Genomic DNA, 555 nt, shown 5'->3' on the forward strand with positions numbered 1-555 from the left:
TCGATATCGAACACGCCGATCGCATCGGCGCCCGCCGCGGCGATGGCGTGCGCGACCGCGCAACCTGCTCCGCCCGCGCCGATGACCAGCACGCGACGTCCCGTCAGCGTCTGTCCTCGCGAGGCCAAACCCCGGATGAAGCCTTCCCCGTCGAAGTTTTCGCCGATCAATCGGCCATCCTCGGTTTTCCGGATCGTGTTGAGCGCGCCGGTCAGTCGAGCCTGGGGGCCCAGCTCGTCGACCCACTCGGTGGCCGCGATCTTGTGCGGCACGGTCACCACCAGCCCGTCGAAATTCCGGATCGCACGGAAGCTGTCGATCACTTCCCGCAGCGCGTCGGGCGCCACATGCAAGGGCACCAGCACGGCATCGGCGCTGCGCTCGCGAAAGGCGGTGTTGAATAAGCGCGGCGATGCAACCTGGGCGATCGGATCGCCGACAATGGCAAAGACGCTCATGCTGCCGTACAGGGGTCCGGGGATGCCCTGGACGGTCGTCATGCCGCGGCCCCGTTGCTGGCCGCGAGCCTAGGATGCGACGCCCGCGTCTTGTCCG

At 67.7% G+C, this 555-nt stretch carries 1 protein-coding gene; it reads right to left on the reverse strand.

Going from position 1 to position 555, the window contains the following annotated elements:
• Nucleotides 1–500 (reverse strand): shikimate dehydrogenase family protein (locus tag HW466_RS31130; protein ID WP_425129839.1); only part of this gene is annotated, 500 nt, incomplete at its 3' end.
• Nucleotides 501–555 lie beyond the last annotated feature (55 nt).

The sequence above is a fragment of the Burkholderia territorii genome (assembly GCF_902833055.1).
In the GTDB taxonomy this organism is placed as follows: Bacteria; Pseudomonadota; Gammaproteobacteria; order Burkholderiales; family Burkholderiaceae; genus Burkholderia; species Burkholderia territorii.